This is a genomic window from Nocardioides albertanoniae (genome assembly GCF_006716315.1).
In the GTDB taxonomy this organism is placed as follows: domain Bacteria; phylum Actinomycetota; class Actinomycetes; order Propionibacteriales; family Nocardioidaceae; genus Nocardioides; species Nocardioides albertanoniae.
The window spans coordinates 4232024-4258183 of the sequence record NZ_VFOV01000001.1; the positions used below are offsets into that span (position 1 = coordinate 4232024).

General features: G+C 69.8%; 21 protein-coding genes. 9 read left to right on the top strand and 12 right to left on the bottom strand.

Annotated elements, in window-relative coordinates; genetic code table 11:
* Positions 1 to 81: 81 nt before the first annotated feature.
* The gene (locus FB381_RS20300; protein ID WP_141781954.1) at positions 82 to 1464 is read left to right on the top strand and encodes a dicarboxylate/amino acid:cation symporter; all 1383 of its coding nucleotides are present in this window, start codon (positions 82 to 84) and stop codon (positions 1462 to 1464) included.
* Positions 1465 to 1586: 122 nt separating this feature from the next.
* Here the strand turns inward: FB381_RS20300 and sucD are convergent, their stop codons facing one another.
* Positions 1587 to 2483, bottom strand: coding sequence for a succinate--CoA ligase subunit alpha (sucD, locus tag FB381_RS20305; protein ID WP_141781955.1), 897 nt, complete (start codon positions 2481 to 2483; stop codon positions 1587 to 1589).
* A 34-nt stretch (positions 2484 to 2517) separates the two neighbouring features.
* Positions 2518 to 3681, bottom strand: coding sequence for an ADP-forming succinate--CoA ligase subunit beta (gene sucC / locus FB381_RS20310; protein ID WP_141781956.1), 1164 nt, complete (start codon positions 3679 to 3681; stop codon positions 2518 to 2520).
* A gap of 514 nt (positions 3682 to 4195) precedes the next feature.
* Between sucC and FB381_RS24130 the strand changes: the two genes are divergently transcribed.
* Positions 4196 to 6202, top strand: coding sequence for a M23 family metallopeptidase (locus tag FB381_RS24130; RefSeq protein WP_211352505.1), 2007 nt, complete (start codon positions 4196 to 4198; stop codon positions 6200 to 6202).
* Positions 6203 to 6365: 163 nt separating this feature from the next.
* Here the strand turns inward: FB381_RS24130 and pcrA are convergent, their stop codons facing one another.
* Both pcrA and FB381_RS20325 read right to left on the bottom strand, forming a co-directional pair.
* Positions 6366 to 8825 carry a DNA helicase PcrA gene (gene pcrA, locus FB381_RS20320; protein WP_141781957.1) on the bottom strand — a complete coding sequence of 820 codons (2460 nt, stop codon included), beginning with the start codon at positions 8823 to 8825 and terminating at the stop codon, positions 6366 to 6368.
* A gap of 88 nt (positions 8826 to 8913) precedes the next feature.
* Positions 8914 to 10140 (bottom strand): MFS transporter, encoded by a 1227-nt coding sequence (locus tag FB381_RS20325; RefSeq protein WP_141781958.1) that lies wholly within the window; start codon positions 10138 to 10140, stop codon positions 8914 to 8916.
* Positions 10141 to 10200: 60 nt separating this feature from the next.
* Here FB381_RS20325 and FB381_RS20330 point away from each other — a divergent pair, with 60 nt between their 5' ends.
* The gene (locus FB381_RS20330) at positions 10201 to 10722 is read left to right on the top strand and encodes a MarR family winged helix-turn-helix transcriptional regulator (protein WP_141781959.1); all 522 of its coding nucleotides are present in this window, start codon (positions 10201 to 10203) and stop codon (positions 10720 to 10722) included.
* Between the two features lie 34 nt (positions 10723 to 10756).
* Here the strand turns inward: FB381_RS20330 and FB381_RS20335 are convergent, their stop codons facing one another.
* On the bottom strand, positions 10757 to 11119 hold the full coding sequence (locus FB381_RS20335) for a hypothetical protein (protein WP_141781960.1): 363 nt from the start codon (positions 11117 to 11119) through the stop codon (positions 10757 to 10759).
* 138 nt (positions 11120 to 11257) lie between these two features.
* Here FB381_RS20335 and FB381_RS20340 point away from each other — a divergent pair, with 138 nt between their 5' ends.
* Positions 11258 to 13525 carry a SulP family inorganic anion transporter gene (locus FB381_RS20340; RefSeq protein ID WP_141781961.1) on the top strand — a complete coding sequence of 756 codons (2268 nt, stop codon included), beginning with the start codon at positions 11258 to 11260 and terminating at the stop codon, positions 13523 to 13525.
* Positions 13526 to 13561: 36 nt separating this feature from the next.
* Here the strand turns inward: FB381_RS20340 and FB381_RS20345 are convergent, their stop codons facing one another.
* Entirely contained in the window at positions 13562 to 14209 is a 648-nt protein-coding gene (locus FB381_RS20345; protein ID WP_141781962.1) for a LuxR C-terminal-related transcriptional regulator, read from the bottom strand.
* Positions 14206 to 15519, bottom strand: coding sequence for an ATP-binding protein (locus FB381_RS20350; protein WP_141781963.1), 1314 nt, complete (start codon positions 15517 to 15519; stop codon positions 14206 to 14208). The genes FB381_RS20345 and FB381_RS20350 overlap by 4 nt, the downstream gene beginning before the upstream one ends.
* Positions 15520 to 15642: 123 nt before the next feature.
* Here FB381_RS20350 and FB381_RS20355 point away from each other — a divergent pair, with 123 nt between their 5' ends.
* The gene (locus FB381_RS20355; protein WP_170225248.1) at positions 15643 to 16971 is read left to right on the top strand and encodes a PspC domain-containing protein; all 1329 of its coding nucleotides are present in this window, start codon (positions 15643 to 15645) and stop codon (positions 16969 to 16971) included.
* Entirely contained in the window at positions 16968 to 17222 is a 255-nt protein-coding gene (locus FB381_RS20360; RefSeq protein ID WP_141781965.1) for a hypothetical protein, read from the top strand. Before FB381_RS20355 ends, FB381_RS20360 begins: the two co-directional genes overlap by 4 nt.
* A 7-nt stretch (positions 17223 to 17229) precedes the next feature.
* Here FB381_RS20360 and FB381_RS20365 read toward each other — a convergent pair whose 3' ends face one another.
* Both FB381_RS20365 and FB381_RS20370 read right to left on the bottom strand, forming a co-directional pair.
* On the bottom strand, positions 17230 to 18108 hold the full coding sequence (locus FB381_RS20365) for a glycerophosphodiester phosphodiesterase family protein (protein WP_141781966.1): 879 nt from the start codon (positions 18106 to 18108) through the stop codon (positions 17230 to 17232).
* A 101-nt stretch (positions 18109 to 18209) separates the two neighbouring features.
* Positions 18210 to 18935: an acyltransferase gene (locus FB381_RS20370; RefSeq protein WP_170225249.1), complete on the bottom strand. Its 726-nt coding sequence runs from the start codon at positions 18933 to 18935 to the stop codon at positions 18210 to 18212.
* Positions 18936 to 19028: 93 nt separating this feature from the next.
* Here FB381_RS20370 and FB381_RS20375 point away from each other — a divergent pair, with 93 nt between their 5' ends.
* Positions 19029 to 19307, top strand: coding sequence for a hypothetical protein (locus tag FB381_RS20375; RefSeq protein WP_246088228.1), 279 nt, complete (start codon positions 19029 to 19031; stop codon positions 19305 to 19307).
* Positions 19308 to 19325: 18 nt separating this feature from the next.
* Here FB381_RS20375 and FB381_RS20380 read toward each other — a convergent pair whose 3' ends face one another.
* The 3 genes from FB381_RS20380 to fgd all read right to left on the bottom strand — a co-directional run bounded on the left by FB381_RS20380 (position 19326) and on the right by fgd (position 22381).
* The gene (locus FB381_RS20380) at positions 19326 to 20108 is read right to left on the bottom strand and encodes an SDR family NAD(P)-dependent oxidoreductase (protein ID WP_141781968.1); all 783 of its coding nucleotides are present in this window, start codon (positions 20106 to 20108) and stop codon (positions 19326 to 19328) included.
* Positions 20109 to 20204: 96 nt separating this feature from the next.
* The gene (locus FB381_RS20385) at positions 20205 to 21179 is read right to left on the bottom strand and encodes an RNA polymerase subunit sigma-70 (protein WP_141781969.1); all 975 of its coding nucleotides are present in this window, start codon (positions 21177 to 21179) and stop codon (positions 20205 to 20207) included.
* Positions 21180 to 21376: 197 nt separating this feature from the next.
* On the bottom strand, positions 21377 to 22381 hold the full coding sequence (fgd, locus tag FB381_RS20390) for a glucose-6-phosphate dehydrogenase (coenzyme-F420) (RefSeq protein ID WP_141781970.1): 1005 nt from the start codon (positions 22379 to 22381) through the stop codon (positions 21377 to 21379).
* Between the two features lie 23 nt (positions 22382 to 22404).
* Between fgd and FB381_RS20395 the strand changes: the two genes are divergently transcribed.
* Both FB381_RS20395 and FB381_RS20400 read left to right on the top strand, forming a co-directional pair.
* On the top strand, positions 22405 to 23445 hold the full coding sequence (locus FB381_RS20395) for an LLM class F420-dependent oxidoreductase (protein ID WP_141781971.1): 1041 nt from the start codon (positions 22405 to 22407) through the stop codon (positions 23443 to 23445).
* A gap of 134 nt (positions 23446 to 23579) precedes the next feature.
* Positions 23580 to 26015 carry an MMPL family transporter gene (locus FB381_RS20400; RefSeq protein WP_246088229.1) on the top strand — a complete coding sequence of 812 codons (2436 nt, stop codon included), beginning with the start codon at positions 23580 to 23582 and terminating at the stop codon, positions 26013 to 26015.
* Positions 26016 to 26160 lie beyond the last annotated feature (145 nt).

Genomic DNA, 26160 nt, shown 5'->3' on the forward strand with positions numbered 1-26160 from the left:
CAACGCGCGTACGCAGGGAAGACATGTATCGGTCGGGGCGTTCCAAGCCCTGAACCACGTCAACCCCGGAGAGGTCCGCCCGTGTCCACCGCCCCCACCTCAGCAGCCCGACGGCGACTGCGCCTACCGTCCTTCTCGGTCCAGATCGTGCTGGGCCTCGCCCTCGGCATCGCGCTGGGTGCGGTCGCCCGAGCGATCGGGCCGGCGGGCGGCGACGAAGCCAACTGGCTGACCACCACCCTGTCCACGGTCGGCGACTCGTTCGTCTCGCTGCTGAAGGCCGTCGTCGTCCCCCTCGTCTTCACCGCCATCGTCGCCTCGATCGCCAACCTGCGTACGGTCAGCAACGCTGCCCGGCTCGCCGGCCAGACGTTGCTGTGGTTCGCGATCACGGCGGCGATCTCGGTCGCGATCGGCATCAGTCTCGGGCTGATCTTCAGGCCCGGGAGCAACACCGCGGTCAGCACCTCCGACGCCGCCGAGGCGGGCGCGTCCGCGTCGTGGCTCGACTTCCTCCAGGGCCTGATCCCGGGCAACTTCCTCGGCCTCGAGGCATCGACGAGCGTCGAGCAGGTCGGCGGCAGCCCGCTGGCCGAGACCGCGCTGAGCTTCAACGTGCTCCAGGTGCTCGTCGTCGCGCTCGCCATCGGCATCGCCGCGCTCAAGACCGGTGACAAGGCCGAGCCCTTCCTCGCGTTCAACCGCTCCTTCCTCGCGATCGTGCAGAAGGTGCTGTGGTGGATCATCCGGCTGGCACCGCTCGGCACGCTCGGCCTGATCGGCAACGCGGTCGCGTCCTACGGCTGGGACTCGCTGGGCTCGCTGGCCTGGTTCGTGGTCGCCGTCTACGTCGGTCTCGCGCTCGTGCTGTTCGTCGTCTACCCGGTCGTGCTGCGCACCAACGGGCTCAACCCGCTCGCCTACTTCCGCGGCGCCTGGCCGGCCATCCAGCTCGGCTTCGTCTCGCGCTCCTCGGTCGGCACCATGCCGGTCACCGAGCAGGTGACGGTCAAGAACCTCGGCGTCCCGCAGGAGTACGCCTCGTTCGCGGTCCCGCTGGGCTCCACCACCAAGATGGACGGCTGCGCGTCGATCTACCCCGCGATCTCGGCGATCTTCGTCGCGCAGATCTTCGGCATCGACCTGGGCATCACCGACTACCTCCTGATCGCCTTCGTCTCGGTCGTCGGCTCTGCCGCCACCGCCGGCCTCACCGGCGCCGTCGTGATGCTCACGCTCACGCTCTCGACGCTCGGCCTGCCGCTGGCCGGTGTCGGTCTGCTGCTCGCGATCGACCCGATCCTCGACATGGGCCGCACCGCGGTCAACGTCGCCGGCCAGGCGCTGGTGCCGACGATCGTGGCCAAGCGGGAAGGCATCCTCGACCTCGACCGCTACAGCTCCGCCTCCGCAGCCGGGCTCCTCGAGGACGAGGAGCCGGCGAAGGAGCCCGTCGCGGCCTGAGGTCGCGCTGATCACACAGTCGAGAACGGGCGCGACATTCCCCGTACGCGCCCGGCTCTCGCCAGAGATACGAAGTGCCCCGCGACCGAACCGGTCGCGGGGCACTTCGTTGCTGACGTACGTCAGAGGGACTGCAGGATCTCGCGAGCGAGAGCAGCGGTCTCCGACGGGGTCTTGCCCACCTTGACGCCGGCGGCCTCGAGGGCCTCCTTCTTCGCCGAGGCGGTGCCGGCCGAGCCGGACACGATCGCGCCGGCGTGACCCATGGTCTTACCCTCCGGCGCGGTGAAGCCGGCGACGTAGCCGACGACGGGCTTGGTGATGTTCTCCTTGATGAAGGCCGCGGCGCGCTCCTCGGCGTCGCCACCGATCTCACCGATCATGACGATGACCTTGGTCTCGTCATCCTTCTCGAACGCCTCGAGGGCGTCGATGTGGGTGGTGCCGATGACCGGGTCACCCCCGATGCCGATGGCGGTGGAGAAGCCGAAGTCCTTCAGCTCGTACATCATCTGGTAGGTCAGCGTGCCCGACTTGGAGACGAGACCGACCGGACCCTTGCCCGTGATCGTGTGCGGGGTGATGCCGGCGAGCGACTCACCCGGCGTGATGATGCCGGGGCAGTTGGGGCCGACCATGCGGGTGGACTTGCCCTGCAGGTAGGACCACACCTCGGCGGTGTCCTGAACCGGCACACCCTCGGTGATGATGACGATCAGCGGCATCTCGGCGTCGATGGCCTCGATGGCGGCGTCCTTGGTGAACGCCGGCGGCACGAAGAGGACCGACACGTCAGCGCCGGTCTCCTTCATCGCCTCCGCCACGGTGCCGAACACCGGGAGCTCCACGTCGGCGCCGTTGGCGTCCTTGTGGGTCACGGTCGTGCCGGCCTTGCGGGCGTTGACGCCACCGACGATCTGGGCACCCGAGTCGAGCATCAGGGCGGTGTGCTTCGCACCCATGCCGCCGGTGATGCCCTGGACGATGACCTTGCTGTCCTTGTTGAGGTAAATGCTCATTGTTAGTTTCTCTGCCGTTTCTCTGGGCCGGGCCTCAGGCGTTGGCCAGCTCGGCGGCCTTGTCGGCCCCGCCGTCCATGGTGTCGACAAGGTTGACCAACGGGTGGTTGAGCTCGGCGAGGATCGCGCGGCCCTCCTCCACGTTGTTGCCGTCGAGGCGCACGACCAGCGGCTTGCTCGCGGCGTCGCCGAGGATCTCCAGGGCACCCTTGATGCCGTTGGCGACCTCGTCACAGGCGGTGATGCCGCCGAAGACGTTGACGAACACAGACTTGACCTGCTCGTCGTTGAGGATCACGTCGAGCCCGTCAGCCATGACCTGCGCGTTGGCGCCGCCACCGATGTCGAGGAAGTTGGCGGGCTTCACGCTGCCGTGGTTCTCGCCGGCGTAGGCGACCACGTCGAGGGTCGACATGACCAGACCCGCGCCGTTGCCGATGATGCCGACCTGACCGTCGAGCTTGACGTAGTTGAGGCCCTTGTCCTTGGCCTTCGCCTCGAGCGGGTCCTCCTCGTCACGGATGACGAAGTCCTCGTGGTCGTCGTGGCGGATCTCGGAGGCGTTGTCGTCCAGGGAGACCTTGCCGTCCAGGGCCTCCAGCTTGTCGCCCTCGAGGCGAGCCAGCGGGTTGACCTCGACGAGGGTCGCGTCCTCCTCGGTGAACACCGTGTAGAGGCTCTGGATCATCGAGACGGCCTGCTCGAAGACGGGCTCCGGGAAGCCGCACTCGGTGGCGATCTCACGTGCCTTGGCCTCGTCGACGCCCTTGCCGGGGTCGATGCCGATCTGCTTCACGGCGTCGGGGTTGGTCTTGGCGACCTCCTCGATCTCCACACCACCCTCGACGGACGCGATGCAGAGGTACTGCCGGTTCGAACGGTCCAGCAGGAACGAGAAGTAGTACTCCTCCTGCGGCGGCGTCGCCGGGGTGATCAGCACGCGGTTGACCTTGAGACCCTTGATCTCCATACCGAGGATGTTCGAGGCGTGCTCGAACGCCTCATCCGCGGTCTTGGCCAGCTTCACGCCACCGGCCTTGCCTCGGCCACCGGCCTTGACCTGCGCCTTGACGACGCAGAAGCCGATCTCCTCAGCAGCCTTCTTGGCTTCCTCAGCCGTCTCGACGACGACACCTTCGGTCACGGCGACGCCGTGCTTGGCGAAGAGCTTCTTCGCCTGGTACTCCATGAGATCCACTGATCCACCTGGTCTGTGTGTTGCGGTACGGAGCGGCGTACCGCATGGATCAGCGGCCGACGCCCTCGTCTTCAGATGTGTCCGTCCAGCACCTTAGACCCCGGTATGGCCGGGATACGAGCCGAGGGGCTACGACGTGACCTACGCCACTAGCAGAACGGCAGGGCCGGACACACCGGACATATACCAACAAATCGGCAACCTCGGGTAACAGCCCCAGATCGCTACGCAGACGGCCCCGGCCACGTTCGTAGGGACGCTCCGGTCGTTCAGCGACTCGCGCGTTTCAATACCTCATAGAGGCTCAAATCGGCCGAAGACACGCGTTTCGTGTGCCATAAAAGTGGCGCAATCCCGTTCCGAGTCTGGCGGATATCCGCAGATCAGCGACGGATTGCGAAGATGCCGAAGGTGAAATCACCGACACGGGCGTGCCACATTTCTTGACCGCACCCTCCGGTCCGTTACAGTCGTGGCTCGCCGTCTGACCCTCGAACAGCGGAGATATGAACTGATGGGCAACCACCGAGCCGACGTCACCAATGACAGTCCGCGTTCGGTCACCCCTTCCCCCGGAGCAAGCACGAGCAACGGCTACGTCGGGAAGCGGCGCGCAGCGCCGGCGACCGACAGTCCAGCTTCCAGGCCTGCGCCGCGAGCGACCGGATCGACCTCCTACGTCGGGAAGCGCCGTGCGGCGCCCGCTCCCGCCGCAGCGACCCCGAATCCCCCCGCCATCTCCGAGACGCCCGAAGAGCCGGTCGCCAAGACCCGGCCCGACCGGGTGGTGCTGGAGCAGACCGGCGCCCAGCCGATCGTCGAGGCGCCTCGCGCCCTGAGCTCCACCGACGGCCGCATCTCGACCGGTGAGCTGCGCGCTCTCGTCGAGGGCGACACCGGCTCCTCCCCCTTCCCCGCGACGTTCCCGACGTCGCCGCCCCAGCCGAAGCCGGCTGCGCGGCCGATCGTGCCCGTGCAGCGGCGCGCCAGCCAGGTCGACCCGGTGCTGGCCGACCTGCTCTCCTCGATGGGCATCGACCCCGACAAGGTGACCCCCGACGTCCTCGACGACCTCGGTGTCGGTGGCATGACCACCTCTGAGCTCACCAAGTTCCTCACCCAGCCGACCAAGGCCGCGCCGATGAAGCGCGCGACCAGCCGCTCGACGTCGCCGCAGACGCCGCCCCGCGGCATCCCGGCGGCCCCCGAGGCTGCTGCTCCCGAGGCTGCGCGCCCCGAGCCGGCCGCGCCCGTGGCGCCTGTCGTGCCGGAGCCCACCTTCAAGGCGCCCGAGCCGACCCACACGCCGAAGCCGCTGCGGATGGCCAACACCTTCGCCCCGCTGACCGGCAAGCTCCGGGCCGTCCGCCAGCCGCGCCAGGCGCCGGCTCCCACCTACCCGGCGCCGGCCCCCGCCGCCCAGGAGCCCCGCGGGTTCCAGGAGGCCTACGACGCGCCGCCGTCGTCGTTCCAGATCGACACCACCTCGTTCCCGGCGCCCCCGGTCTCCCTGCCGCAGCAGATCGACTTCGACTCGATGGCGATCGACCTCCCGGCCGAGACCTACGCAGCCGAGGTTCCCTACTACACGGAGCCGCAGGCCGAGGCGCCCTACCAGGGTTATGAGGATGGCTACGCGCAGCGGCAGCCCGAGTCCTACTTCCGCGCCGAGACCGGCAGCATCGACCTGCCGAGCATCAGCGAGATCGCGACCTACGGATCCGACCTGCACGACCTCCCGGCGGTCGAGACCACCGGCACCATGGTCGGCATCGGCGGTCCCACCAAGCCGCGCACGCGTCGTGTGAACGCCACGCCGTCCGGCGGCAGCCGGCCGACCGTCCCGATGACCGCCGGCGCCGCCGCCCTGGCCGCCGCGATCGGCGGCATCGCGCTCACCGGCGGCCCGACGATGGTCGCGGCCGACGACGTACGCCTCGTCGGAGCCACGGCGCTCGGCGGCGACAGCGACATGGTCGCGGTCGGCGACCGGTCGGCGACCGTGACGCGTAACGACGAGCGCTCGCAGACCGACACCGCGGCGAGCGACCGCGAGAAGGCGCTGCAGGGCATCGACGTGCAGGCCGACAAGCAGGACAAGTTCCTCAAGTCCAACATGTGGGAGCTCCCGATCCCCACGGGCGTCTACCACATCACCGGCACCTTCGGCTCCTCCGGCGCCAACTGGTCCAGCACCCACACGGGTCTCGACTTCGCGGCGCCCTACGGCACTCCGATCCACGCCATCGCCCGCGGCACGGTCACCGAGACCGCCTGGGGCGGCGCCTACGGCAACCGCACGATCATCACGCTCGAAGACGGCACCGAGATGTGGTACTGCCACCAGAGCGACTACGGCGTCTCCGTCGGCCAGTCGGTCTCCCCCGGTGAGGTCATCGGCTACGTCGGTTCGACCGGAAACTCCACCGGCGACCACCTCCATGTCGAGGTCCGCCCCGGTGGTGGTGACGCCGTCGACCCCGACGCCGCCCTCAACGAGCACGGCGTAGACCCGAGCTGACGCGCGCAGCGCGTCAGCTCGGCACAGAGCCGAGTCGGCGCAACTGCATGCCTTGGAGCGAAGCGAAGCGAGCGAGGCGTGCCGTTGCGCCGACTCGGCGTCTCACGGGGAGACAGCCGCCTCCGAGCGGTCAGAAGCCCCGTGAGCCCTCACCCGCCCCGAATCACAGCTTCTCGACCGGCGCGTAGCGCAGCAGCAACCGCTTGACCCCCGTCTCCCCGAAGTCGATGCTGGCGACCTGCTTGTCGGCCGCACCCTCGATGGTGACGACGGTGCCGAGGCCGAACGAGTCGTGGGTGACCCGGTCACCCGGCTCCAGCGACGGGACCTCGCGGGCGGGCTTCGACTTCGCGGCGGCGTCGGCGCGCAGCGCCGCCGAGGAGAAGTTGCGGCGGCCCGCGGCGGTGGGCTGGCCCAGGCGCTGTCCGTCGCTCCACCGCTCGGTGGCGAAGCTCGGGCGACCCCACGAGCTCATCTCCTTCTCCGTACGCTTCCAGTCGACCAGGTCGATCGGGAGCTCGTCGAGGAAACGGCTGCCGGGGTTGTGCGACGGCGCGCCCCAGGCCGACCGGACCACCGCCCGCGAGATGAAGAGTCGCTTCTCGGCGCGGGTGATCCCGACGTAGGCGAGGCGGCGCTCCTCCTCGAGCTCGGTGCTGTCGCCGAGGGCTCGTGAGTGGGGGAAGACGCCGTCCTCCATGCCGGTGAGGAAGACCGCGGGGAACTCCAGCCCCTTGGCGGTGTGCAGCGTCATCAGGGTGACCACGCCGTCTTCGTCGTCGGGGATCTGATCGGTGTCGGCGACCAGAGCGACCCGCTCGAGGAAGTCGGGGAGGCCGGGCGTGACCGTGCCCGCGTCGACGTCGGCCGGGTCGGCGCTCGGGGCGGCGACGGGGTCGTCGGCGAACTCGCGCGCCACCGCGACGAGCTCGGCGAGGTTCTCCACGCGGGTCTCGTCCTGCGGGTCGTCGGACTCCTCCAGCGAGAGGAGATAACCGGAGCGGTCGAGCACGGTCTCCAAGATGACGTCGGCACGCTCACCGGCCGCGACCATCTGCAGCAGCTCCTCGACCATGGCCACGAAGGCCTTGATGTTGGTCAGGCTGCGGGTGGCCAGGCCCGGGGCGTCCTCGGCCTTCTGCAGCGCGTCCCAGAAGGTCAGACCGTCGCGCTCGGCCAGCGCGTTGACGCAGGCAACCGCCCGGTCACCGATGCCTCGCTTGGGTGTGTTGAGGATCCGACGCAGCGAGACCTGGTCGTCGGGGTTGGCCAGGATGCGCAGATAGGCGAGAGCGTCACGCACCTCCTTGCGCTCGTAGAAGCGCACTCCGCCGACGACCTTGTAGGGCTGACCGGTGCGGATGAACACCTCCTCGAAGACGCGCGACTGAGCGTTGGTGCGGTAGAAGACGGCCACGTCGGCGGCCTTGAGCCCGGAGTCGACGAGCTTGTCGATCTCGTCGGAGACGAACCGCGCCTCGTCACGCTCGTCGTCGGCGACGTAACCGACGATCCGCTCGCCGTTGCCGGCATCGCTCCACAGGGCCTTCTCCTTGCGCCCCTTGTTGTTCTTGATGACCGCGTTGGCCGCGGTGAGGATCGTCTGGCTGGAGCGATAGTTCTGCTCCAGCAGGATCGTCGCGGCGTCGGGGAAGTCCTGCTCGAAGTCGAGGATGTTGCGGATGTTGGCGCCACGGAAGGCGTAGATGGACTGGTCGGCGTCACCGACCACCATCAGCTCGGCCGGCTCCGCCCGCGGGGTGTCCGGCTCGTAGGAGTCGGTCAGCGTCGTGTCGTCCATCCGGTCGGCACAGAGCTCGTGGACCAGGGCGTACTGCGCATGGTTGGTGTCTTGATACTCATCGACCAGCACGTGCCGGAACCGGCGACGGTAGACCTCCCGCACCTCCGGATAGGCCCGGAAGAGCTCGACGGTGGCCATGATCAGGTCGTCGAAGTCGAAGGCGTTCGCCTGCCGCAGACGCTTCTGATACTCCTTGTAGGCCGCCACATAGGTCTGCTCGAGATGGTTGCGGGCATCCTTCTCAGCGGCCTCGACGTCGCGTAGCTCGTTCTTCTGGTCGCTGACCCAGTTGAGCACCTGACCGGGCTGGTAGTGGCGCGGGTCGAGGTCGAGATCGCTCAGCACCAGCTGCATCAGCCGCTTCTGGTCCTGGGCGTCGTAGATCGAGAAGTTGGACTTGAGCCCCACCTTGTCGATCTCCTTGCGGAGGATGCGCACGCAGGCGCTGTGGAACGTGCTCACCCACATGATCCGCGCCCGCTTGCCGACCAGATCCTCGACGCGCGCCTTCATCTCGGCGGCGGCCTTGTTGGTGAACGTGATCGCCAGGATGCTGCCCGGGTGGACGCCGCGCTGGGAGATCAGCCAGGCGATCCGCCGGGTCAGCACGCGAGTCTTGCCCGACCCCGCACCGGCGACCACCAGGAGCGGCGCCCCTCGGTGCTGCACCGCCGCCTTCTGGGGCTCGTTGAGCCCGTCGAGCAGCTCCTCCGTGGTCGGCCCGCCACGTTTCGTACGCGGCTCGTCGGCGGGCTGCGTCGAGGCGAAGGCCTCGAGGCCCGGGATGGATGCGAGTGGGGTCTGATCAGGCGTACTCATGCTGGCTCCAGCCTAGGGCCCAGCACCGACAAGACCGGCACCGACCAGACCGGCATCGACAGGTCGCGCCCCGGCGGTCTCAGTGGCCTCAGGGAAGACGCTGGAGCACTCGTACGTCGCGAGAGAGCAGCGCGATCAGCGAGGAGCCGCCGATCACCGCAGCCACCACGAGGAGCCAGGGGGCGAAGCCGACCGCCGCGGCGACCGGACCGGTCACCGCGAGCCCGACCGGGCGGGCGATGAAGGATCCGACGATGTCGAAGGAGTAGACCCGGGAGAGCTTGTCCTCGGGGATCTGTTGCTGGATGGCGAGATCCCAGAAGACCGAGAAGATCGAGAGCCCCACACCGTGCAGGAACGCGCCGCCCCACACCACCGCAGGCGCCTCGGCCACGGCCATCGCGATCGGGAACAGCGCCGTCAGCGAGAGCAGTGCCGCGCCGACGTACAACATCCGCCTGGGGCGCCAGCGCAGGCAGATCAGGCCTCCGACGACGAAGCCGGCCATCATGACGGCCAGTGAGACGCCCCACGCCGAGCGGCTCATGCCCTCGCCGACGACGATCGGGCCGAGCACGCCCTGGGCGCCGCCGTAGAAGAGGTGGTAGAGCAGCGCCTGGATGATCAGCAGCCACAACCAGGTGTGACGCAGCACCTCCCGCGCGCCCTCGCCCAGATCGGCGAGCATCGACACCCGCGCGCCCTCGGGGCGCACGTGGGCGACCCGCATCAGCGCGAAGCACACGGCCGCGACGGCGAAGGTCGCGGCGTCGATCATGATCGACCAGCCGGCACCGACCACCGAGACGAGTACGCCGCCGAGCGCATATCCCACGGTCATACCGACCTGGTTGGCCAGCGCCCGCGCGGGCACGGCATGGGCGACCTCCTCCGCGGGCACGGTGAACCGGGTCATCGCCTGCGAGGACGGTCGGTTGAGGGCTCCGAGCACGCCGGTGACCACACCGGCGACTGTCAGCGCGGGGATGGAGGCGAACCCGCCGATCAACATGACCGCGAGCACCACCTGCACCACCGCGCTGGCCGCGGAGGTGCCCTCCATCATCACCTTGCGCGAGAACCGGTCGCCCAGCACTCCGCCGAGAAGGGTGGCCATCACCTCCGCGGTCGCGAACGAGGCCACCACGAGCCCGAGCTCGGCGGCACCTCCGCCGAGGTCGATCACCGCGAACGCCAACGCCACCGGGGTGATGCCGTTGCCGATCATGCTGATCGCGCCACCCGCGGCGAGCAGGCGGAAGTCGCGGTGCCGAAGCACCCCGCCGCGCGTGCGCACGGGATCGAGAGTCGTCATGGCGGAAGATTAATTCGCTAGCGAAATATTCGCCAGAGAATTACCCCGTACGATCGAGGCGTGGAGAAAGACGACTGGGCCGACCGGCACGTCGCGCGCTGGCGCGACCACTGGATCGACGTGGAGTTCGACGACGACATCGAGGCGATCACGGTGCGGATCGGCCGCATCATGAAGCACCTGCGTACGACCAAGCAGGAGGCGGTGAAAGAGGTCGGGCTCCACGACTTCGAGTACGAGACGCTCCACGAGCTGATGATCCGCGACACCCCCGGCCAGGCCAGCCCCTCGGCCCTCGCCGACGACCTCGGGATCAGCCCCGCCGGGCTGACCGGCCGCCTCGACTCGCTCGAGAAGGCGGGGTGGATCCAGCGCCGGGCAGACCCCGACGACCGCCGCCGTGTGCACGTCGAGACCACCACCGCCGGCACCAAGATCTGGCGGAAGGCGATGGCGCGTCGCGGCCGCTACGAGGACGACCTGCTCGCCGAGCTGAGCGCCACCGAGCGCAAGACCCTCGCCGGGCTCCTCAAGCGGCTCACTCTGGCTCTCGAGGACGAGAGTCGACGAGCAAGCCTCTGACCTGGACCTCGGTCCAGGTCAAGCGCGGAACCTGCTACGCCGCGACGTGCGCGGACGACCAGAAGACGGCGACGCAGACGTTGATGATCGTCAGGCCGAAGATGGTCCAGTAGAGACCGTCGGAGATCTTGGGCTTGCGCAGCTGCGACATCACCAGGCCGAGGACGACCAGGCCGATGACGAGCTTCACGCCGATCTTGGCGTGGTCGACCGGGCCGTCGCCCATCTCGAGCACGCCGACCAGCAGCAGACCGGCGACGAACGCGGTGCCCGAGCCGTCGCGCATGAGGCCGTTGGCGACCTTGTCGGGGGTCTTGATCTGCATCAACAGACCGCCGAAGAGCGCCGCGAAACCAAGCAGGTGGATGACGAGCAGGATCTGCCGCAGGATGTCCATGCGCTCAGCGTAGAACCCCCGGCCCCACCCTCATCAGGCGGCTCCCGCGCGGCGACCCCACCCCAGCGCTTTGGACACCTGTCTAGCCTGATTGACGACCGCCATTCTCGATCTCGGCTCCTCACGGAGGATTCTGACGTGTCATCAACTGACCCGACCCTACGTCCAGGCAGACCCCGACCTCGCGATCAGCTTCGACAGATCGTCCGCTTCGACGTTCCTGCCTCGCTCGTCGTCTTCCTCGTCGCGGTGCCGCTCTCGCTCGGCATCGCCGTCGCCTCCGGCGCGCCTGTCGCCGCGGGCCTGATCGCCGCCGCGGCGGGCGGCATCGTCGCCGGCCTGTTCGGCGGCTCACCGCTCCAGGTCAGCGGCCCGGCCGCAGGCCTCACCGTCGTCGTCGCCGAGATCGTCGCCGAGTTCGGCTGGGAGGCCACCTGTGCGATCACCCTGATGGCCGGCCTGCTCCAGGTCGTGCTCGGCGCCACCCGCCTGGGGCGCTACGCGCTGGCCATCTCCCCGACCGTCGTCAGCGCGATGCTCGCCGCGATCGGGATTTCGATCGTCCTGGGCCAGCTCAACGTCGCCCTGGGCGGACGGTCGCAGTCGAGCGCGCTGGACAACCTCGAGCACATCCTCGTCAACGCCCGCGAGCCCAACATCCACGCCATCCTGGCCGGGCTCGGCGTGATCGTCATCCTGCTCGCCTGGCCGCGTCTGCCACAGCGCGTCCGCGCGGTGCCGGGACAGCTGGTGGCCATCGTCGCCCTCACCCTGCTCGCCGCGGCCTGGCTCCCCGGCGCCGAGCGCGTCCACCTCGGCGGCGACCTGCTCGACGAGATCGGGTCGGTCGCGCTGCCGGAGGGCACCCCGCTCGCCGTGGCCGGCGCGGTGCTCACCGTCGCGCTGATCGCCAGCGTCGAGAGCCTTCTCTCCGCCGTCGCGGTCGACAGGCTCCACGGCGGCCCGCGCAGCAACCTCGACCGCGAGCTCCTCGGCCAGGGCCTGGCCAACTCCGCGTCCGGGGCTCTCGGTGGCCTCCCCGTCACCGGCGTCATCGTCCGCAGCTCGACCAACGTCACGGCCGGGGCACGCACCCGGGCATCAGCGATCCTGCACGGGGTCTGGGTGCTCGTCTTCGCCCTCGTGCTGGTCGAGCTCGTGGAGCAGATCCCGCTCGCGGCCCTGGCCGGTCTGCTGATCATGATGGGCACCGGGCTGGTCAGGCCCGCCGACATCTCCCAGGCGCGTGCTCGCGGCGAGCTGTGGATCTACGCGCTCACCGTGGTCGGCGTGCTCGCCCTCAACCTCATCGAAGGCGTGCTCATCGGCCTGGTCGCCACCCTCGTGCTGGTGCTGTGGCGGCTGGTCCACGTGCGGATCGACGTACGCCTGGGCGGCCGAGCCGCTGACGGCCGCGAGAAGTGGCTGGTCGAGGTGCACGGCAGCCTGTCGTTCCTGGCGACGCCGACGCTGATGACCCGCCTCGACTCGATCCCCGAAGGCCAGGTGGTCGAGCTCGACCTCCTCGTCGACTACCTCGATCCCGCCGGACGCGACCAGCTCGACCAGTGGCGAGCACGCTACGTGGCCGGCGGCGGCAGCGTGCTCGTGGAGCACTCCGGCCTGCACGGCGCCGAGGCGCCGCGTCAGGAGCGTGCGCTCAAGGCACCCCCGATCAGCCCGCGCGCGCTGCTTCCGTGGAGCGCCTGGCAGGACGTACGTCCCGAGCGGAGCGACCCGCACCACCCGCTGGCCCTCGGGGTGCGGGAGTATCACCGTCGCCAGGTGGCTCCGTTGCGCGGTGTCTACGAGGGACTCCTCGACGGCCACGAGCCGCACGCGGTCTTCCTGACCTGCGTGGACTCGCAGGTCGTGCCGAACCTGATCACGTCCAGCGGCCCCGGCGACCTGCTGACGGTGCGCACCATGGGCAACCTCGTGCCCGAGCCCGGCAGCCCGGACAGCTCGGTCGCGGCGCCGGTGCTGTTCGGCGTCGACGACCTCGGCGTCAGCACCGTCGTCGTCTGCGGCCACTCCCACTGCGGTGCGATCACCTCGGCACTGGAGAGCACCCGCGCCGGGGCTGTGCCCGAAGGCCCCGTCGGTGACTGGCTGCGCCACGCCACGCCGGCGATCCAGGAGTGGCGGGCCGGGCACCCGGTAGGCGCCGCTGCCGCCGGGGCCGGGCGCAGCGAGGTCGACCAGGTCTCCCAGGTCAACGTCGCGGTGATGATCGACCGGCTCGGCGATCTCCTCGGCGACCGCGACGTACGCCTGGTCGGGCTGTTCCTCGACATCTCCGACGGAAAGCTGCAGATCCTGCGCGGCGACGCCTTCACGACGCTGACCGACGCGGAGACCGACGAGCTCGCCCACCTCATGGAGACCCGCCCGGAGCCGGCCTGAGCCGTCACGGGCCGTCGCCGGCCCGACGGCCGCCGCCTAGAGCAGGCGGCGGTCGTTGGCCCAGCGGGTGAGCTCGTGGCGGCTCGAGAGCTGCAGCTTGCGCAGCACGTTGGACATGTGGGTCTCGACCGTCTTGATCGAGATGAACAGCTCACCGGCGACCTCCTTGTAGGAGTAGCCGCGGGCGATGAGGCGCATCACCTCGCGCTCGCGCTCGGTGAGACGGTCGAGGTCCTCGTCGATGTCGGCGATCGCGATGGTGCCGGCGAAGGCGTCGAGCACGAACCCGGCCAGGCGCGGCGAGAAGACCGCGTCTCCCCCGGAGACCCGCTGGATGGCGGCGACCAGCTCGGCGCCGGTGATGGTCTTGGTGACGTAGCCCCGCGCACCGCCACGGATGGTGCCGATGACGTCCTCGGCGGCGTCGGAGACCGACAGCGCCAGATAGCGCGGCGAGCCGTCGACGGCGGGCGCCTTGCGCATCACCTCGACGCCGCCACCCCCAGGAAGATGTACGTCGAGCAGCACCACGTCGGGCCGGCCCTCGCCGATCGCCTTGACCGCGGTGTCGACGTCTTCTGCCTCGCCGACGATCCGGATCACCGGCGACCTGCTCAGCTCCGCGCGCACGCCGGTGCGGAACATCGCGTGATCGTCGACGATGACGACCTTGACCTCACTCATCGTTGCTCTCCCATGGAGTCGGTGGAGCGCGGCTGCTTCAGCCGCACCTCGGTGCCTTCACCTGGTGACGATCTCACCACAGCGCTGCCACCGTGACGGGACATCCGGTCGATGATGCTGTCGCGCACACCGTGCCGGTCGGAGGAGACCTGGTCGACGTCGAAGCCCGCTCCGCGATCGCGGACGAAGACCTCGAACGCCTCATCGGTCGCCTCCGCGTAGACGTCGACGCGCCCGGTGCCGGCGTGCTTGGCCGCATTGGTCACGGCCTCGCGGGCGGCAGCGACGATGGGACGCACGGTCTCGTCGAAGGGGCCGTCACCGACCACCACCACGTCGACGGTCACACCGTGGGAGTCCTCGACCTCGGCGGCGGCCGCCTTCAACGAGGCGGCGAACGTCTCGTCGGCCTCGGCCGGGGTGGAGAAGAGCCACTCGCGCAGGTCGCGCTCCTGGGCACGGGCGAGCTTCTGCACCATCGCGGGCTCGGTCGAGTTGCGCTGGATCAGCGCGAGGGTCTGCAGGACCGAGTCGTGCAGGTGAGCCGCCATGTCGGCGCGCTCCTGGCTCCGGATCCGCTCTTCACGCTCGCTGCCCAGATCGCTGGCGAGCTGGTGCATCCAGGGCCCGACGACGAGGAAGCCCGCACCCAGCACGATCAGACCGGCGAGGATCAGCGCGGTGCCGTTGCCGAAGTTGAGCTGGCCGCCGGCGAGGATCACCGCGAAGAGCATCAGCCCGACGCCGACGCTGACCCGGAGATAGGCGCGCCAGCCACCCTTGCCGAAGACCATCCGCACCAGGTCGAGGCGCCCGCTGCCGTCGGTCCAGCGCTCGCGCTGGGCGGCGTCGGCCTGACGCCACAGCAGCGCGACGCCGACGACACCGAGCATCGCCGGCCAGACCAGCGCACCGGCACCGAGCATCGCGTCGAAGAGCACGACGGCTCCGAAGCCGAGCGCGAGCAGCGCGATCGAGGGACCCTTGTCGACCCCGCCCTGACGCGCTCCCGGGCGGCGGCCACCGCGGGTCGCGCTCTCCCCGCCCGGCGTGGACTGCTCGAGCAGCGGGGCGGCGGGCACGAAGATCCACAGCGCGGCGTAGAGCAGCACACCGAACCCGCTGAACACGGCGGTCACCACGAAGAACGCACGCACGGCCAGCACCGGCAGCCCCAGGTGATCGGCCAGGCCGGCGGCGACACCACCGATCACCGACGCGTCGGTGTTGCGGTAGGCGCGGCGTACCGAGCGCTCCGGGGGCGGTGGCGGCGGAGCGAGGGGCTCCGTCGACGCGTGGGTTGTCGTCATGATGCATCCATCGTCACACCTCGCGGGGGCGCGTGCCATGAGGATTCACCCTGATTCCGACTCGCTGGGAACTCAGGGCCGTCCCTGATGGTCTGCGGCGCACGGAGGGGTCAGAGTAGAGACGTGACGATCCCGCCCGCGGCACCGCCGCCTCCGACCCCGGAGCCACCTGCGCCAGCCGCCGAGGAGCGCCCTCGCCCCAGTGGCGAGCAGCTGCGCAACCTCAGTGGGCTGCGACGTACGACTCATGCCTCCGCGGAGGGACGGCACATCGCCGGCGTCGCGGGTGGGATCGCACGCCACTTCGACGTCGACCCGCTCCTGGTGCGGGTGCTGCTGGCCGTGTCGGTGGTCTTCGGTGGCGCCGGGGGCATCGTCTACGCCGCGGTCTGGCTGCTGGTGCCCGAGGACGGTCACGAGGACGGCGTGATCCCGGTCGGGCCTCCCGCGCGCAACCTCTTCCTCTGGATCGCCGGCGGAGTCGCGGCGATCTCCCTGCTCAGCGACGCCTTCGGCGACACCGGCGTGCCGTGGTTCTGGCTGGCGGTGGTCGCCGTGATCGCGCTCTGGTACGCCCGGCGTGACAAGCGGGACCGCCGGCGCGGAGCGGCTCCGGCCGCTGCTTCGGCACCCGTCGGAGACCCGACCGGCCATCCGAGCAGCCACCCGAGCAACCACCCTGCCGCCGCCCAGCGCACCTCCTACCTGCCGGCCCCGTGGGCGCCCGGCTCCTACGACCCCCATGTCTCGCTCGCCCCGCCCAACCGTCGGCGCCGGCCCCCGCTGCTGTTCGGCCGTGCCGTCGCCGTCGCCGCCCTGGTGATGGGCGTGCTGGGGCTCCTCGACGTGCTCGACCGGGTGCCGGTGCCCAACAGCGCCTATCCGGCGGCGCTGCTGGTGGTCTTCGGCGGCTTCCTCGTGCTGGGCGCCTTCTGGGGGCGGGCCGGCGGGCTGATCTTCCTCGGGCTGATCGCCCTCGTCGCGCTCCCGCTCACGACGGTCGACCCCTCGACCCTGGAGACGGGCAGCAGCATCGAGGCCCACCCGCGCAGCGTCGCCGCCCTGGAGAGCTCCTACGAGTTCGGCGTCGGTGCCATCGTGCTCGACACCAGCGCGATCGATCCGAAGACGTTCGAGGGCCGCGATCTCGCGATCACCAGCTCCTTCGGGGAGATCACCGTGATCGTGCCCGACGACGCCACCGTCTCGGTGGAGGCCAAGGTCGGCGCCCTGGGCGAGGCGCAGATCTTCGACGAGAAACGCACCGACCTCGGCGGGTTCACCATGGAGCGCTCCCGCGTCGCCGGCGAGGAAGGCAGCCGGCCCGGTCTCGCCGACGCCGCCGATCTGCGGTTGACCGCCACCTCCGACGTCGGCGCGATCAACGTCTACACCGAGAGCGACCCCCGAGCCGCACGGTTCACCGACTCGACCGAGGTGGTCACCCCATGAGCTACGACTACGCACCGCCGACCCGCTACGAGGACTCCCCCGAGCCCGAGAAGCGCTCCGGACGGCACCCCGTCAACATCGGCCATCTGGTCATGGGCATCGCGTTCCTGGTCTTCGCCGGCGCCTGGGCACTGATCATGAGCGGCGCGGTCGTCGTCAACGACGTCGAGGACCTCCGCTGGCTGCTCCCGCTGCCGTGGATCGTCGGCGGCTCGGTCGGGCTGCTCGCCGCGCTGCTCAGGAGGCAGTGAGGCGACGTCAGGCGGTCTGCGCAGCGGCGATGTCCCGCAGCGCGGCGACCGGGCGGTCGGGATAGTCGCTGAAGACCCCGTCGACGCCGGCCTCGAAGAGGCGTACGGCCTGGTCGCGGCCGGCCTTCAGGGTCCACACGAAGACCTGGAGGCCGCTGCGGTGCGCCTCGTCCGCGAGGCCGGTCGGGAGCTGGCCCTTCTTGCGCACCATCGACTTCTTGGGGCCGATGGCCTGGGCGTACGTCGCGATCTCCGCGCAGTCGACCGCACCCCACTTCTTGTCCACCAGCTGCACCAGCGGCAGGTCGGTGCGGGTGCTCATCTCGCGCACCCACGCCTCGTCGAAGCTCTGCAGCCACAGCCGCTGGCTGGGCAGGCCCGGGAGGCTGCTCCAGCCCTCGACGCCGTGGTCGGCCAGGGTCTGCAGGAGGGCCTCGGTGATGGGCAGGCCGATGGAGGCGAAGTAGGTCGGGTGCTTGACCTCCACGTGGAGGCCGACGCGCCGGCCACGGCGCCGCGACTCGTCGGCGACGAGCAGCAGCAGCGTGTCGAGGGTGATGATCGGCTGGTCGGCGGTCGGCGCGCCGAGGCTGAGCAGCTCGGGGAAGGTGAAGTCCTCGGTGAACCATCCGGTCCACTTCTTGCCGCTGATCGTCTTCGTCGTACGCCGCTGCGCGAACTCCTCGTGGCTGGCCACGTCCGTCGTCCGGGAGAGCTCGTTCTCGTGGCGGAGCACCATGACGCCGTCCTTGGTCATCACCACGTCGGTCTCGAGCGCATCCACCCCCAGCCGCAGCGCCAGGCGGTAGGACTCGAGGGAGTGCTCCGGCAGGTAGCCGGGCGCTCCGCGATGGCCGATCACAAGTGGGCGGTGGGCCGTTGCCATGACACCCAGCGTGCGTGCCGGCAGCGACACGGCGACGGGCGCAACGTGAATAGGACGTGACGAGCGTCAGACGGTTCGGTTTCGGGTGATCGAGCCGCTGATCAGGGGGTGTCGTCGCCGGACCAGACGACGTTCTCGCGGATGAGCCGGGCGGGCACTCCGGCGACGGCGGTGCGCGGCTCGATCTTCTGGTTGCGCACCATCGCGCGCATGCCGACGACCGCGCCGTCGCCGACCTCGACGTTGCCGGTGACGATCGCGTCGCGGCCGAGCCAGACGTGCTCACCGAAGCGGATGTGGGCGCCGTAGGGGTTGATGCGCTCACCGGTCTCACCGTCCTCGAGGCGGTGCATGTCGTCGGTGGCGACGTAGACGTTGGCGGCCCAGAGCTGATCGCCCACAGCGACGATCGAGCCGCCGTTGCGGGCGTCTATCTGGGCGCGGGAGGTGGCGACGAGGCCGCCGGAGAGGATCACCGCCGAGCCGCCACCGCAGTAGACCTCACCCCAGACCATGCTCGTGTCGGGGCCGATGAAGATCGTCGGGGAGTCGCCACCGACCAGCAGCGCCTGCATCGAGGTGATGTCGGTGGCGACCACGATCAGGGCGTCGGAGAACGGGTAGAAACCGAGCAGCTCGATCAGCCGCTCGGCGAGCGGGAACCCGTCGCGTACGTAGATCGCGTTGCCACCCTCGTGCCACCACTCCGGCAGCGGCCCGGTGATCTCGCTCAGCTCGAGCCCGACGAGCACCTCCGGCGCCAGGCCGGCGGCGATCAGCCGCTCCCGGTGCTCTGCACGGAGGCCCTCGCCCCTGGTCCATGACATGCCGCGAACCTTATCCCGCGCGGCTGCGACGTCAGGAAAACCGTTCGCGGCCGCGGCCACGTCGCGCTGGTCACCCAGGAGCATCATGTCTTCGTGGGCACCGTGCGCGACAACGTGGTCCTGGCCCGCTCGGGAGCCTCCGACGCCGAGGGGCTCGACGCGCTGGCCGCGGTGGATGCCCGCGAGTGGGTCGCGGCGCTCCCGGACGGCCTCGACACCGAGGTCGGCTCCGGGGGCCGCGCCCTGACCGCGCCACAGGCCCAGCAGGTCGCCGGGGTCGAGGACGGCCGGATCACCGAGTTCGGCCCCCACGACGAACTGGTCGCCGCTCGTGGGTCCTACGCGCGGCTCTGGGACTCCTGGCGCACCTGACCGGGCCCGGGTACTGGCTCAGCTCGGGTACATCCCGCTGCTCACGTTGAGCCAGGTGCCGGTGATGGCGCCGGCGCTGTCGGAGGCGAGGAAGGTGGCGGTGTCGGCGACCTCCCCCAGCCGCGGCGACCGCTTGGTCATCCGCATCCCGTCGAGGTTCTCCTTGATCCCCTCCAGAGCCTCCTCCGGGAGCCGCGTGCCGAGGGTGCGCTCGAACTTCTCCGCGGTGAAGGTCTCGGTGATCCCGGCGGTCCAGATCCCCACGACGCGTACGCCGGAGGGCCCGGCCTCCGCGGCCAGGTCGCGCACGAGTGCGTCGAGCGCGCCGTCGGCGGCGCTGGTGCCGCCCATGCCCGGCGCCGAGCCCCGCGCGGAGCCGGAGTCGAGGGCGAGGATGACGCCACGGCCCTGGGCCACCATCTGCCGGGCGGCAGCGCGGGCGGTGTGGAAGGAACCGGCGATGCCGCGTACGACCGGCTGGGTGTAGTCGGCGGCCGAGATCTCCAGCAGCGCCTGGCCCTGGATGTCGCCGCGGTCGGCGACGTTGAACGAGATGTCGAGCGAGCCGGTCTCGGCGACGACCCGCTCCACGAAGGCGACCACGGCGTCCTCGTCGAGGACGTCGACCACGCCGTAGCCGGCGGCGCCGACCTCGGCGGCCTTCGCCTTCAGCGAGGCCTCGGTGCGGCCGGCGAGGTAGACCGTGGCGCCCGCCTCGGCGAAGGTCTCAGCGGTGGTCGAGCCGATGTCGCCCGCGCCGCCCCAGACGATGGCGGTGCGGTCCTGAAGCTGTGCGTACATGATGTCTCCTGAGCTCTCCGCACGCACCCGTTGTGCGTGATCTGCTCGTTAGGACGTACGCCGCGCCGTCGACTCATCGGTCCCCGGAAAACTTTTTCAGGTCAGCGCCTGCGGAAGCCCGAAGGCCGGGAAGAGATGCGGCTCGAACGTGGTGATCTGAGCGACCCTGCCGTCCACGACCCGGAGCACGTCGAGCACCTGCGGACGGAAGACCGTGGTCCCCGGGCGGCGTACGTAGCCCGCGACCGCCGGCATCCGGTTGGCCCGTGCCGGGATGAACTTCCATTCGCCCAGGTAGGTCGGCGACGACGGATCCAGGTTGGGCAGCACGAACGACACCAGCGCGTCCCGGGTGGAGAACCAGAACGGGTTCGGCGGCATCGTCAGCACCGCGTCGCTGGTCAGCAGGTCGGCGATGCCCTCACGCCAGCTGCTCGCCCCCGCAGCGATGTAGGCGTCGATGACCTTGCGCTCCTCCTCGGTCGGCCCCTCGGTGCGCCAGCTCGACCGGTCCTCGGGCAGATGCCGGCGCAACGCCGGCTTGGCCCGCTGCAGCAGCGAGTTGACCGTGGCGACGCTGACGTCGAGAGCAGCCGCCGTATCCGCCGCCGACCAGCCGAGCACCTCGCGGAAGACGAAGACCGCCCGCTGCTGCGGGGTCAGGTGCTGGATCGCGGTCAGGAAGACCAGCTCGATCGTCTCCCGCGCGACCGCCTCCTCCTCCGGCCGCTCCGGCTCCAGCAGGGCGTCCGGGAAAGGCTGCAGCCATTCCAGCAGCTCCGGGGGCTCACCGGTGCCGTGGTCGAACCCCAGCAGCGGGGCGTACGTCCTGGGCCGGCGCTCGTTGCGACGCAGGAAGTCGAGGCAGGTGTTGGTCGCGATCCGATACAGCCACGCGCGCAACGCCTCGGGGTCGGTGAGCTGGTCGCGCCGCTCCCATGCCTTGACCAGGGTCTCCTGCACCAGGTCCTCGGCTTCGTCGAAGCTCGCCACCATCCGGTAGCAGTGCACCCTCAGCTCGCGCCGGTGCTTCTCGGCCGCGTCGACGAACGGGTCGGTCATCTGGCTCATGCCTGGCGAGCGTAGAGGCGTTGCGGGCCAGGTCCGAGCGAATTTCTCAAGCAATCACAAACGAGTGCAACGCAATCGATCCAGGCGACGTAGGACGGGTGTGGGGCGGTCCTCCCAGGGCCCCGGCTGACGATTCCCGAGCCGGGGTCCTGGCTACTCTGCGGCCCTTGGTCCGTGCAACTGATCAACCCAGAAGGTCAGCCCAGCGCGCGGAGCTTGGGGAGGATCTCCTCACCATAGAGCTTGAGGAACTTCGCCTGGTCCGGCCCCGGGGCGTGGAAGACGAGGTGGGTGAAGCCCATGTCGAGATACTCCTTGATCCGGGCGACGTGCTCGTCGGGATCGGTGGAGACGATGAACCGCTTCGCGGTCGCCTCGGTCGGCAGCGCGTCGGCGAGACGCTGCATCTCGACCGGGTCCTCGACGGAGTGCTTCTGCTCCGGGGTGAGCCCGAGGGCGCCCCAGAAGCGGGTCGCCTCCATGGCCTGCTCCAGGTCGTGGTCGAAGGAGACCTTGACCTCGATCATCATGTCGACGTCTTCGGGCTTGCGCTCGGAGAGCTCGATGCCGTTGCGTACGGCGGGGAGCAGCGTGTCGGTGTAGAGTTCGGCGCCCTTGCCGGAGGTGGTGATGTAGCCGTCACCGGCGCGGCCGGCGTACTTCGTGGCGGCCGGGCCCGAACCGGCCAGGTAGATCGGCACCGGGTTCTCGGGCTTGTCGTAGATGGTCGCCCGGTCGAGCTGGTAGTAGTCGCCCTCGAAGGTGACCCGGTCCTCGGACCAGAGCTTCTTGATGACGCGTACGGCCTCGCGGAACCGCGCGAACCGCACCTTGCCCTCCGGCCACTCGACACCCAGCGGCGCCTCGTTCATCGCCTCACCGGTGCCCATGCCGAGCACGACGCGGTCGGGGAAGAGCGAGCCGAGGGTCGCGAACGACTGCGCCACGATCGCCGGGTGGTAGCGGAACGTCGGGGTGAGCACCGAGGTGCCCATCACGATCCGCTCCGTGCGCGCGCCGAGCGCGCCCAGCCAGGTCATCGCGAACGGCGCGTGCCCACCGTCGTGTCGCCACGGCTGGAGATGGTCGGAGATGAAGACCGAGTCGAAACCCTGCTCCTCCGCCATCACGCCGTAGTTCAGCAGCTCCGTGGGTGCGAACTGCTCGTTGGACGCCTTGTATCCGAACCTGATCTCCGTCACGCGCCCACGGTAGCCTCCCCCTCATGAAGCTTGCGATGCCCTTGACCTACTTCGGCAACCCACGCGAGACCGCCGACCAGGTCGTCGACCTGGAGAAGGCCGGACTCGACCAGCTCTGGGTCGCCGAGCCCTACGGCTTCGACGCGGTCTCCCTGCTCGGCTACCTGGCGGCGAAGACCGAGCGGGTCGAGCTCGGCTCGGGCATCCTCAACATCTACAGCCGTACGCCGGGGGCGCTGCTCCAGACCGCGGCCGGCCTCGACAACGTCTCCGAAGGTCGCGCGATCCTCGGCCTCGGCGCGAGCGGACCGCAGGTCATCGAGGGCTTCCACGGGGTGGCGTACGACAAGCCGTTGACGCGCACCCGCGAGATCATCGCGCTGCTGCGCGCCGGGCTGCGCGGCGAGCGCCTGCAGAGCGACGGGCTCTACAAGCTCCCGCTGCCGGCCGACCAGGGCACCGGGCTCGGCAAGCCGCTCAAGCTGCTCAACCGGCCGGAGCGTGCCGACACCCCGATCTGGGTGGCCGCGCTGGGCGACAAGAACGTCGCGATGACCGCCGAGGTCGCCGACGGCTGGCTGCCGTTCCAGTTCCTGCCCGACAAGGCTCGCGACGTGTGGGGCGAGGCGATCGACAAGGGGCTCGCCAAGCGCTCGGCCGACCTGAAGCCGCTGGAGATCTCCGCCGGCGGCCTGCTCGCGATCACCGACGACCCCGACGAGGCCAAGCGTCACCGAGACACGATGCGCGGCCTGCTGGCGCTGTACGTCGGTGGCATGGGGGCGCGTGGCAAGAACTTCTACAACGACATGGCCGTGAAGTACGGCTTCGGCGACGCCGCCAAGAAGATCCAGGATCTCTACCTCGACGGCCACAAGCGCGACGCCGAGGCCGAGGTGCCCGAGGCCTGGCTCGAGGCCGGCAACCTGGTCGGGCCGGAGTCGTTCGTCAAGGAGCGGATCGCGGCCTTCAAGGAGGCCGGCGTCACCAGCCTGCAGGTCACCCCCGCCTTCGGCACCGACGCGCCCGCGGCGATCGGTCAGGTCAAGGAGTGGCTGGCCTGATCACGACTGGCCTGATTCCGACTGACCTGATCACCGCTGCGCCGGCCGGCTCGGGCTGTGAGGTCACTAACACCAGAGCCGATTCGGGCCCTCCCGCTGTGACACTGCCCCCATGGGCATAGTTGCATTGACGCATGTCTGAGGGGATCGGCGCCAAGATCGTGGCTTTCATCACCGGACCCGTCACCAAATGGGTGGTGCTGGGATTCTGGCTGGTGATGCTGGTCCTGATGGGCCCGCTGACCGGCAAGCTCAGCGACGTCGAGTCCCACGACAACTCCGACTGGCTCCCGGCCAACGCCGAGTCGACCCAGGCGATCGACGAGCTCGCCAAGGTGCAGGACCCCGACGACCTGACCACGACGATCGTCTACCACCGCGACGGTGGGCTGACGAAGTCCGACTACACCGACCTCGTGCTGCAGATCCCCGAGATCGCCTCGTTGGACGGCGTCGTCACCCAGGAGAGCAAGCCCGACCAGCCGGTGATGCCGGCGATCGCCTACCCGGTCGGGGAGAAGAAGGGCCAGAAACAGGGCCTGGTCTCCCCCGACGGCGAGGTCGCCACGGTCTCGCTCGTCGTCAACTACGCCGACGAGGACCCGACCGCGCTGCTCGACCTGCGCGACGACCTGGTCGAGATCACCAAGATGGACGGGGTCGACGTCTACATCGGCGGCCAGGGCGGATCGACCGCCGACCAGATGGAGGCCGGCGCCGGCATCGGCGGCGCGCTGCTCTACGCCGCCGCGGGCGTGGTCATCGTGATCCTGCTGATCACCTACCGAAGTCCGGTGCTGTGGTTCCTCCCGCTGGTCTCGGTGCTGGTCGCGCTGGTCGTGTCGATGGGCGTGGTCTATCTGTGCGCGATGTACGCCGGGCTCACCCTCAACCAGATGAACCGGGCGATCCTCGATGTGCTCGTCTTCGGCGCCGGCACCGACTACGCCCTGCTCCTCATCGCCAGATATCGCGAGGAGCTGGGTCGCCACCGGGACCGGCACAAGGCGATGGCCGCCGCGCTGCGCGGATCGGCCCCCGCGATCATCGCCTCGGCCGGCACAGTCACCGTCGGCATGCTCGGCCTGATGGTCGCGACCATGGGCTCGACCGCCAGCCTCGGCCCCGTCTGCGCGATCGGCATCGTGGCCGGTCTCGTCGTCATGCTGACCCTGCTCCCGGCGCTGCTGGTGATCACCGGTCGTTGGGTGTTCTGGCCGGTCAAACCGGCGTACGGCACCTCCGGCGAGCGCCACGGCGGCATCTGGACCAGGCTCGGCAGCTGGATCCGTCGGCGCCCGCGCAAGGTCTGGATCGGCACCGCGGCGGCCCTGCTGGCCTGCTGCGCCGGACTCTCGATGCTCAACATCACCACGTTGGACAGCTCGGAGACCTACACCAAGGACTTCCCCTCGCTGGTCGGCGACCGGGTGCTCGAGAAGCACGACCTCAGCGACCCGTCCAACCCGATCCAGGTCGTCTCGAACAAGGGCACCGAGAAGGACGTCGTGACGGCTCTGACCAAGGCCGGCTACAAGGGTGTGCAGCCGGTCACCGACGGGTCGCACGAGGTCGCGGTGACCGCGGTGCCGCTGACCACCGACCCGATGTCCGACAAGTCCTTCGACACCGTCGAGGACGTACGCAGCGTCATCCACTCCGTCGACGGCGCCGACGCTCTCGCCGCCGGCACCGCGGCGATCCAGCTCGACATGGCCGCTGCCACCGACCGTGACACCAAGGTCGTGATGCCGTTGGTGCTGGGTCTGGTGCTGATCATCTTGATGATCCTGCTCCGCTCGATCCTCTCCCCGCTGCTGCTGATGGCCACGGTCGTGCTCAGCTTCGGTGCCGCGCTGGGGATCTCGGCGGTCATCTTCGATGCGATGGGGTTCGCCGGCGAGGGCCGGGAGTTCCCGCTGTTCGTCTTCGTGTTCCTGGTCGCGCTCGGCATCGACTACAACATCTTCTTGATGCACCGGGTGCGCGAGGAGACGGTCGAGCACGGCGACACCCGGCGTGCGTCCTTGGTGGCGCTCTCGGCCACCGGTGGCGTCATCACCAGCGCCGGCATCGTGCTGGCCTCCACGTTCGCCGTGCTCACCACGATGCCGCACGTGAGCTTCATCGAGATCGGCCTCGCGATCGCCCTCGGCGTGCTCCTCGACACCCTGGTCGTACGTTCCATCCTGGTCACCGCCATCAATCTCGACCTCGGCGACATCATCTGGTGGCCCAGCGGTCTGGCGCGGCGGACGAACGTTCGTTCGCCGCGCCGCGGCGGGCCGGGCGACGTGGTCGGCGCCGGCCGTGCGGCTGCCCCGGGATATCCGGGTGCGCCGATGCCGCCGCGTCGGGCGCCGAACCGTCAGCTCCAGTCCCGTCCGACACAGCCCGGGCAGCCCCAGCCGCGCCCGATGCAGGGTCGTCCGATGCCGCCGCGTTACTCGCGCCCCGGGCCGCCGCCGGGGCGCCCACCGCAGCCCGGCCGGCAGCCCTACCCTCGGCCGAACCCCCGGCCCTACCCACCGCAGGGCCGTCCGAGACCCCGCCGACCGGACGAATACTGATTTACGGTCTCCCGAAACCGCCGGGTGTCTTTACTATGTGCATACGACTCGGGTCGTTCGGCCCGGGCTGTCCACTTCACTGACATGCGGGGCACGCGACATGGGGCCAGACGACCAGGACAAGACCAGACCAGGCACGCCGCGG